Source organism: Streptomyces sp. NPDC104371 (assembly GCF_055583785.1).
Map to the genome: position 1 here is coordinate 1 of NZ_JBVJNF010000025.1, position 9083 is coordinate 9083.

The 9083-nt window shown below is 68.5% G+C and carries 9 protein-coding genes; 5 read left to right on the plus strand and 4 right to left on the minus strand.

Going from position 1 to position 9083, the window contains the following annotated elements:
- The first annotated feature begins 258 nt into the window (after positions 1–258).
- The 3 genes from ACZ60T_RS33860 to ACZ60T_RS33870 all read left to right on the plus strand — a co-directional run bounded on the left by ACZ60T_RS33860 (position 259) and on the right by ACZ60T_RS33870 (position 2697).
- Complete coding sequence (locus tag ACZ60T_RS33860; protein ID WP_469669462.1) at positions 259–1470, plus strand: helix-turn-helix domain-containing protein; 1212 nt, start codon at positions 259–261, stop codon at positions 1468–1470.
- A 259-nt stretch (positions 1471–1729) separates the two neighbouring features.
- Positions 1730–1927 carry a hypothetical protein gene (locus ACZ60T_RS33865; RefSeq protein WP_469669463.1) on the plus strand — a complete coding sequence of 66 codons (198 nt, stop codon included), beginning with the start codon at positions 1730–1732 and terminating at the stop codon, positions 1925–1927.
- Positions 1928–2097: 170 nt separating this feature from the next.
- Positions 2098–2697: a hypothetical protein gene (locus ACZ60T_RS33870; protein ID WP_469669464.1), complete on the plus strand. Its 600-nt coding sequence runs from the start codon at positions 2098–2100 to the stop codon at positions 2695–2697.
- 3 nt (positions 2698–2700) lie between these two features.
- Here ACZ60T_RS33870 and ACZ60T_RS33875 read toward each other — a convergent pair whose 3' ends face one another.
- From ACZ60T_RS33875 to ACZ60T_RS33890, 4 genes are all read right to left on the minus strand, one after another.
- Entirely contained in the window at positions 2701–3105 is a 405-nt protein-coding gene (locus ACZ60T_RS33875; RefSeq protein WP_469669465.1) for a hypothetical protein, read from the minus strand.
- Between the two features lie 693 nt (positions 3106–3798).
- A complete protein-coding gene (locus tag ACZ60T_RS33880) occupies positions 3799–5295 on the minus strand; it encodes a hypothetical protein (protein WP_469669466.1) in 1497 nt (498 codons plus the stop codon).
- A gap of 71 nt (positions 5296–5366) precedes the next feature.
- Positions 5367–6413, minus strand: coding sequence for a bifunctional DNA primase/polymerase (locus ACZ60T_RS33885; RefSeq protein ID WP_469669467.1), 1047 nt, complete (start codon positions 6411–6413; stop codon positions 5367–5369).
- Between the two features lie 116 nt (positions 6414–6529).
- On the minus strand, positions 6530–6751 hold the full coding sequence (locus ACZ60T_RS33890) for a helix-turn-helix transcriptional regulator (RefSeq protein WP_469669468.1): 222 nt from the start codon (positions 6749–6751) through the stop codon (positions 6530–6532).
- Between the two features lie 96 nt (positions 6752–6847).
- On the opposite strand from ACZ60T_RS33890, the gene ACZ60T_RS33895 reads away from it, so the two are divergent.
- Both ACZ60T_RS33895 and ACZ60T_RS33900 read left to right on the plus strand, forming a co-directional pair.
- Positions 6848–7720, plus strand: a complete 873-nt coding sequence (locus tag ACZ60T_RS33895; RefSeq protein WP_469669469.1) for a helix-turn-helix domain-containing protein — start codon at positions 6848–6850, stop codon at positions 7718–7720.
- On the plus strand, positions 7713–9035 hold the full coding sequence (locus ACZ60T_RS33900; RefSeq protein WP_469669470.1) for a tyrosine-type recombinase/integrase: 1323 nt from the start codon (positions 7713–7715) through the stop codon (positions 9033–9035). Before ACZ60T_RS33895 ends, ACZ60T_RS33900 begins: the two co-directional genes overlap by 8 nt.
- Positions 9036–9083 lie beyond the last annotated feature (48 nt).

Here is a 9083-nt window from a genome sequence, read left to right on the forward strand (position 1 = left end):
ACGAACTTCCCACTTGATCGTCTGACCTGCGGATGCGCGAGGGAAGGGCCCGTGAGCTGCGAAAACTACCTTCAGTAGTTGCCGTCGCTTTCCGGGTCCTTCCTGGCCCTTGTGCCCTGAGTGTGCCCTCGGGCACATGGGCACGGTCGTTGACACAGGGCTTCCACAACATCGCGCGTCAGTCGTTCTCACGGTGCGCCGCTAAGCGGTGATCAGAGCCGCTGACGCGCTGCCACGGTTCGGCGTAGCCTCGGTTCCATGGCTGAGCACCTGGGCGACCGGTTAGCACGCCTCCGCCGACTCGCAGACCTCACCCAAGAGGGGTTGGCGGAGCGCTCTGGCGTGTCCGTGGACGTGGTTCGGAAGCTAGAGCAGAAGCGGAAGCACAGCGCTCGGCTGCCTACCCTGCACGCGCTGTCTCGTGGGCTCGGCGTGGAACTGACTGCCCTACTCGGAGACCCGCCCGGCGTGCCCTCGACCGGCGAAGCGGACACGCCTCAATTGGTCGCTGTGCGCCGTGCGATCATGCCTCCGCTGTTCGCCCCACCGTCCGAGCCGAACGGCCCCGAGCGGCTGTCTCTGCCCCTGCTGCGCCGCGAGATTGCCGACGGCTGGACCCTGTACCACGACGCCGAATTCGGGCGCCTCATGGACGTGCTGCCGGGCATCATCGCTGACGCTCGCTTCGTCGCCGCTGTGGGCAACGCGGATGACCGGGCAGCGGGGCAGGCGGCCTTGGGCAAGGCGCTCCAGTTGGCCGGGCATCTGGCAATCCGTCTCGGAAAGACAGACCTTGCACTGAGCGCCCTTGAACGCGCCATGAACGCAGCCTCCGACTCCTCCGACCCGCTGTTGCCAGCGATGGTCAGTAACAGCGTGGCTTGGAACTACCAGCGGCAGAACCGGCTAGATGACGCCGAGCACCTTGCCGTGTACGCCGCTGACAGCGTGGAGCGCGAACACGGCAAGTCGTCCGAGGGTCTGAGGGTTTGGGGTGGACTGGTCATGTCCGCTGCCACGTCTGCCGCCCGTTCCGGCGACTACGACACAGCGAACGACATGATGACCACAGCGGAAGACGCGACGAAGCGACTCGCCATGCTGCCGCCCCCCGCTGACGGGAAGATGGTGTCGGTGTTCAGTCGCTCGTCTGTTCGCATTGAGCGGGTCCGGCTCGCCGTCCAACACGCTCGGCCGGGAGAAGCCCTGTCGCTGGCCAAGGGAATGCGTCTCAGCGCGGACACCCCTCCTTCCTGGCGTACGTGGCTCTTGCTGGACGTGGCGCGGGCACACACTGATCTAGGGAACGCGGAAGGCGCTGTGAAGGCGCTTGAGAAGCTTCGTCAGATCGCTCCGGCGTGGATGCGACATCACACGCTCGCTGTGGCCATCGTCAGCGACCTGTGGGCCGGATCGTCCCGCCCCCCGGGTCTGCGCAAGCTTGCTGGGTTTCTAGGGGTCGCCAACTAAGGCGCTGAAACTAGGACGTTCCGTCCCTGTAAGGGGTAGGTCGTTGTCGGCACGATCGGCTCATGACCGAGCCGACGAGATACCCCAGCGCGCCGGTTGAACTCCCACTGAGAGAACCAGTACGGGAGCCCACACCGGTTGAGGGGTGCGCGGGTTGCATCGAACTTGCCAGGGTCCGTGACTGGGCGCGCGCAGGGAATGATCAGACCACCGTGACTGACTGCAACGTCCTCATGGCGCGGCACCCCAAGGGGCACCAGTGATCACCCAAAGCAACGTCGGTCAACGGGTCAGGGACAGCGCGGGACGCGTCGGAATCCTGCTGGACGTGATCAAGGAATTTGAGGACCCGGCCGACCTACCGAACGAGCGCCGGAAACGTCCAACGGCTTTCATCCGCCCGGAGCATGGCGGCATTGAATGGTTGGTAGGGCCGGATCAAGTGAAGCTGTTGTGATGCGCTTCGTTCGCCGTTTCGGTTGGTCCGTTTTCGTGTTCGTCGTGGCGGTGATCAGTACCGCGCTGCCCGTGCTGGCCGCAACCGGCCATATCTAAACTCCGCCCGGCAGTCGTGGAAGTTGCCGGACGGTTCGCTAGTGCACGTAACCCGAAAAGGAGAGTGCAGGAGTGAGTAAAGCAACCATGCCCCTCCCTGCCGCTGAGGCGGTGGCGCTGAGGGCGAAAGAGATCCTGTCGTCGGTGGAGGCCGACCCGGAGTTCCGCGCATTCAAGGCGGCCAGTCTCAAGTACGACTCCGACTGGCAGTGCTTCACGGGCTCCGTCGTCGTCGCGGAGTACGACCAGGAGAAGGACAAGCACGCTCTGTTCGCGGAAGGGCTCAAGGCTCTGTGCCTCAAGGCCGCCGTGTACGAGATGACAGGCGACGAGAACGCGGCGGAAATCCCGATCGCCGTACCCGTGGACGAGATGACACACGCGATGATCGCGCAGCCGCAGCTTCTCGCCCGCATCACGGCGCGGGTCGGTCTGGTGGTCATCCACCAGACCGACCAGGAGCACACCGACTGGCGGCCGGACGACTACACGCACCAGGCGTACCGCGCCGCGTGGGGTGAGCCCGACACCCGCCTGTGGCTGAGTGCGGACGAGGTGACACGGCGGCTCAACTGGCTGGACAAGAAGTATGCGGCCATGGGTTTCCGTAAGCAGGGGCAGGCGCACAGCTTCACGTTCTCGTCGGAAGAACTCGCCACTGTCGCCGCGTGACGGCTAGCCGAGCGCCCGGCGGAGAACAGTGAGAGGGTCAAGGTCCGGGAATTGAGCGCGAATCTGGGCCGACGCCTTCTCAATCAGTTCTTCGAGTAACACGGGCGCAGCTCCGTAAAGCACGTCATGAAGGTACGGCACCACCTCGGAAGGGTCGGGCGGTAGTTTCAGTTCGACAGTCAGCGGCACGCCCTCGCTCTTGTAGCGTCCCGCAGGCAACCCGACCTTTTCGGGGTGGACACACACGGGTGTCCCGTCGCCCAAGTACCGATGTCCGTCTTCCTTGTTGAAGGGGCATTCCGACGTCGGGCGCTCGAGCACGTCGAACTCTCCGACGGCGTGAAAGCGGGACGGACAGATGCCACACGCGAGGTGGAGTACGTCACCGTTCACGAAAGGCTCGGGCATGACCGGAGCCTAGCCGCCACCAGCACCACAGACGCCCGTTTCGGGTCGCAATCACCCTCCCTCGGGGATGAGGCGTCGCGTACGGGCTGCAAGGCCCGCTGCGGGATAGCTGGGCGCGTTCCGCAACGGATGAGGGGCCCAACCCACGGTGCGCACCGTATGCGGTCCCGACTTCGCCCCGTCCGTGCGTTACCCCCGTGGCGCACGGGCGGGGCGGCTCTTCCGAGAGAGCCGGGGCCGTCCGCGTGCCCGGCGCCTTGGCGGGCGGCCGGACCCCCGTGTACGGGACAGCGGCTCATGGGCCAGCCTTCGCGCGCGCGTAGGACGGGGTCGACCGGTCGCGGGCGCGCGTGGGGCCGCACCGAGACCCGGTCGGCGCGCACGCGCGCAAGACGCGACCGGTCGCAGCGCGACGTTCGGCAGGGGGACGGCTGGGACGCGGGGGACGCGATTTCCGGGCTGTTCTCTACTGCTCTTCCTCTCACTCTCATCGGGACAGAGAAGAGAGGGGGTGCTGCGTCCCCCGCGTCCCCGTGGAGGACGGCTCGCCCGTTTCCGCAGGCAGGGGCAGAGCGTTGTGGGGACGCTGTCCCGTGGCGGGCGCGACCCCTGCCGTCCCCGATGCGTCCCCCAAGAACAACTGCGCCCCGGCGGTTGCTGCTGTGTCGGGGCGTGTCGAGGATGGGCTGCTCATCATGTTGGCGGGGTGCGGGTGACGGCCCACACCTTGCCGTTCTTGTTGCTGCCCGAGGTGCGTGCCACGTGGATACCGCGGGCGCGGAGCGCAGGGGCCACCTGGCGGATACGGGCGCTGAGGACCGCGGGTGTCTTGGGCCAGCCGTCGGCGAGGCCGCGTCCGTCGCCGCCGAGCTGCCGGTGAAGCTCGGCCATGGTCCCCTGCCAGCCTCCGGGCGGGAAGGCGGGCGCTGTGGTCCACTCGCGCAGCGCTGCGGCAACCGGGTGACCGTCCAGCACAGCATCATTCAGCGCGTCCTGTGCCCCGGTGAACGCCTCAAGGCTGCGCCAGCCGGTGACGCGGTCGAGGGCGTGCAGCAACTCGGCGAAGTCGGCGAGCCGCGGTCGCTCGGTCAACTCGGCGGCGGCATGGGGGAGATCAGCCCATACGGCGGCGGCGAGGTCGAGTAGCGCGCCGAGGATCCGTGGATGCGCCTGCTCGTACGCTGCCCATAGGGCGCCTGCGGTGCGCCGCTTGTCCCTCGGGATCGGTTGGAGTTCGAGCGGCATCATGCGCTCGGCGAGGTCGTTGCGCAGCGCGCCGAGGTCGATGCCGGTGAGCAGTACGGGCCGCTGGTAGGCCAACACGTTCACGTCGTCATCGGTGTACAGAGCGCGGGTTACCTGGGCGTCACCCGTGACGACGCGGCATAGGGCGTCAGACAGCCAGCCGGGCAGGCCCGAGATGTTGTCGAGGGCGAGTATCCATCCGGCCGCGGTGGTTGGTCCGAGGTCGCGCAAGGTCTCAGGGGCCTGACGCAGCGGGGCGCGGGGTCCCTCGATGATCCCGGCGAGCATCTGCCCGGACGTGCTCTTGCCCGTGCCCTGCTCGCCCGTGAGGTAGGCGACAGGGCGGGGGATACCGGGGCGCAGGGCGGCAAGCAGCCAGCCGACAGCCAGCGGCAGCGTCTCGGCGGTGAACGGCAGCAGCGCGGCGAACTCTTCGATGCCTGCGCGCCAGCCACCTACCACCCGGTCCGGGCGCGGGAGAGGACGCACGAGCCGACTACGGCGCCACACCGGCCCGGTTTCGACGTCCGGATACGTGAGCGTCCACCCGTCCGGGGCGAGGCGTACCGACTCCCCATCGGGGCGGCCAAGATCGAGCCACGTCACCGCAGGGTCATCGGGGTCGGCGGCGACGCGCAGGGGCAACTCGACCTCGGGCACGTCCGCGGCAAGCGCGTCGAGGGCGGCAACCGTATCGGCGAGCGCGGACTGCGAGGGGGTGCGGTCGTGCTCGGTCACGTATGCGCGCGTGAGGTGCTGGCGCAGGCTGCCCGTGCCGCTGTGAGCCGTCGCGCGCAGCGGCACGGCAATGGGCGGTCCGTCGTACGACACGGCATAGGGAGCGCCGTTGTGCCGCAGGTACCGGAATCGGTTCTGGCCGAGGACGCGCAGCACTTCGGCCTGCGGCGGCTGCCGCTCCTGCTTCTGCAAGTGCGGCGTCTCCACGTCCGTTTCCTGTCTCGGGAAGGGGACGACGGAGCGCGCGGCGGCGGCTGGGTTGAAGGCGGGGGCGTGAGTCATACGGCGGCTCCGGTCGGTGTGCGCGGGTGCCGCTTGCCCGCAGTCAGGCCCGAGCGAATCGCGGCCTCGGCCTCCCGGGAAGGCAGCCCTACGTGGCGAGCGGCGTCGGCGAGGACTTCGGCGACCTGCGCGCGGTCGAGGCGGGCCGCCCCGCACAGGGTGCCGAGGCTGAATGCGGCGCGGTTGAGCGTGTCGTTCCGGGTGCCCGGCTGTGCCTCGGCGACCGCACGCAGCTCGGCCTTGACGGCGGCGGCCACGTACCCGCTGCCCATGCTTCGTGAGCGCCACGGCAGGGTGACGCGTGGCCGCTCGGGGCGTACGCGGTGCCCGGTCCGGTCGAGGTCGCGGGCGAGCCACACGGGCAGTTCGGCGACCGTGCGGCAATCGCCGAGCACGGTGTACGCGCCGTCGCGGGTGACCGTGCCTGGTCCGACCGCGTACGACGATCCGGCTCGCACGTCGAGCTGCCAGCCGAGCGCCCCCGCCTGCGGGCGCCACTGGGTACCGGCGGGCACCCGGAACCAGTAGTGCAGTCCGCCCGACGGCGTGCGCACGGTGAGCGTTTCCGGGGCGCAGCCGGGCAGCGTGGCACGGCGCGTCTCGACGAGCAGCGCGAGGACGTCGCGGCCGTCGAGAACACTGCCCGGGGCGATGTCGTCGGGCAACCCGACGCCGGGCAGCAGCCGTTCGGGGTCGCTCGGCACGTCCCCGCCGTGACAGTCCACATCGAGGATCACAAGGCCGGAGGGTCCGGCGGCCACTCCGACCCCAGCGGCGGGCATGCGCGCCCACCATGCGGCGATGCGGTCGGGGTCACTCGTGGCAGCGAGCACCCCATGGCAGGGGCGCCCGTCGGCGTGGCACGTGCAGGTGTGCCCGTCGTGCTGGACATAGGCAGGGTTGGGGCGCTCCGCGCTGCCTGGGGAGCAGCGATCGCAGCCACGTACGGGCACCTTCATGCCCGGGGCGAGCGGATGCACCGAGTAGCCCTGAGCGGCCAGCCACAGGGCAACGCGAAGCGGGTCAGGGTGTGCGGTCTGCACGGTGGGGTGTCCTTCCGGACGGGCCGGGCGCGGGAGCCCTCGGCACCGTCGGCGATTACGTGGGAAGCGAGCAGGGGTGTTGGGGCCGTCGGCGTGGCAGAGGTGTGGAGCGCGCATCACGCCGCGGCGTCTATGACCTGCTCATCGAGCCATCGCTCGATGTCTTCCCAGCGGGCGCGCAGGTGGCGGCCGACCTTGATCATGCGTGGACCGCCCCCGCGGTGACTCCACTGGTACACGGTGGCGAGGGGCACGCCGCAGTAGTCGGCGAGTTCGCGGGCGGTGGCGAGCCTCCGTCGGTCCGAGGCGGTGGGGCTGGTGAGTTGGGCGCGAGGCACGGTGTCGACTCCCCGAGTTGAAGCGTTATGAAATCGTGCTCTCGAAACTTAGCGATCTTCCGTACACGTGTCCAGCGGAATGTATTGTTGCGCTCCATGAGTCGAAGTGATGGCAAGGAACGAGCATCAGAAGGTGGGCCCATCGCGGACACCGCACCCGTCACGGACCAAGAGCGTTGGGCGCGCGCCCTCGCGCAGGCCCCCACCTTCGGCGAGGCGATCGGGGGGCAACTCCAGCGCGTGCGGGAGGAGGCAGGTCGCACGGCGGAAGAGGTCGCAAGGACGGCGCAGCAACTCGGCCTCTCATGGCACCGGCCGACCGTGGGGCAGATCGAGCGGGGCCGACGCGCACTGTCCGCCGTCGAGTTGGTCATGCTGCCGCTCATCTACGGGCGCCCGTTGGGCGACTTGCTGCCCGAGGGGACTGTGTGGATGACATCCGAGGTCGGCGTCTACGAGCGCGAAGTGCGCCGCGTGCTCGGCGGCGACCACAACCCGAGCACTTTCGCCCTGAGAGCCCCCGGCGGCTGGCACGTCAGGGGCATAAGCGATCAGACCGCCAAAGAGGCCGCACACCTGACGGCAAAAGCAGTCGCTCACATGACGGCGACGTCACCATGGCCACGCAACGCCCAACTCCGGTACATCCAGGACCGGCCTGATGACGCGGAGACCAAGGCGGCCAAGAAGCTCGGCACCACCCCGTACTACGTCGCGTACGCCGCGCGCGAGACCTGGGGGCACGGCCTGGCCGAGGAACGCGAGGCACGCCTGCGGGAGCGAGGCGACCTGCCAGAAGGGAAACGGGCGCTCCAGTCCGCGCGCGGCCACATTACGCGCGCGTTGGTGACCGAGCTGGAACCAGTCGTGAGGGCGTACGAGGAACGGCACGGAGAGCCAGAGCAGCCCGACACCGCGGACATCGGCGCCTTGAAGGTCACCGGGAAGGGGAGGGAAACGAATGGCTGAGGTCTACGACCGCTGGCACAAGTCGCGCCCTAGCAAGGACGACAAGCCGTGCCGTGAGCACACCAGCAAGACGCGCAAGCTCATCCCGAGCGGCGAGCACGGCAAGGGGAAGCGGTGGCAGGTCCGTTGGCGTGACGCGAGTGGGAAGCAGCGTAAAGAGAACTTCGACAAGAAGGCCGACGCTGAGACCCGTGCGGCGACGGTCAAAGCCGACCTTGACCGCGGTCTGTACGTCGATCCCGCCGCGGGCAAGGAGAGCTTTCGCGCCGTCGCTGAACGTTGGCGCACGTCCGCTGTGCATCGCCCCACGACGGCGTCACGCGTCGAACGTGGACTGCGCAATCACATCTATCCGATGTTCGCTGACCGGCCGGTGGCCAGCATTCGGGCGTCGGACATACAGGCGTGGATAAAGGACCGGTCGCAGGTGCTCGCTCCGTCGACGCTGGAAGTCACGTACGCGTACCTGATTACGCCGCTGAAGACGGCTGTAAGAGACCGGATCATCGCGAGCAACCCCTGCGACGGTGTCCGTCTGCCGCGTCAGCGCAAAGCCGAGGTCGTGCCCCTGCACAAGGACGCGGTACGCGCGCTCATCGACGCGGCAGCACAGCGATTCCGCGCCCTGTACCTGCTTGCTGCTTCCTCGGGGCTGCGGCAAGGAGAGCTGTTCGGCCTCGAAGTCGACTGCATCGACTTCCTGCGCCGAGAGGTGAAGGTGCGACAGCAGTTGGTCGACCCGGACGACGGCGAGCCGTACCTCGGCGAGCCCAAGACCCACCAGAGCTACCGCACGGTGCCGCTCACGAAAGCGACGATTGACGCGCTCGCCGCGCACCTCGAACAGTTCCCCGCACACGGTGTGAAGATCGAGGACCGTACCGACCCCAGGAAGCCCCGGACTCGTACCGCGCGGCTGCTCTTCCTGAACCAGCACCGCGAAGTAGTCCGCCGCGGCGCCTGGTCGCAGGTGTGGGGGAGGACGCGCAAACTCGCGGGCGTCGCCCTCGCCGAGGCGTACGGCGCTGCGCGTACGGCATGGGTCCGCAGTGGCAAGCCCGAGGGCAGTGAACCGGCCCGCGTCACCCTCCCGGACGGCGCCAGCCTGCACGACCTACGGCACTTCTACGCCTCGCTGCTCATCAAGCACGGCGAGAACGTCAAGACCGTGCAGAAGCGCCTCGGGCACACGAAGCCGTCGATCACGCTCGACACGTACACGCACCTGTGGCCCGACGAGGAAGACACAACGAGGGCCGCCGTCGAGGCTGTCCTCGGCGATGTGCCCCCGTTGTGCCCTGCGAAGTCTGCCTAGCCGTGTCCGTGCAGGTCAGACCGGTTCATCACCGGTAGTTCACGAACT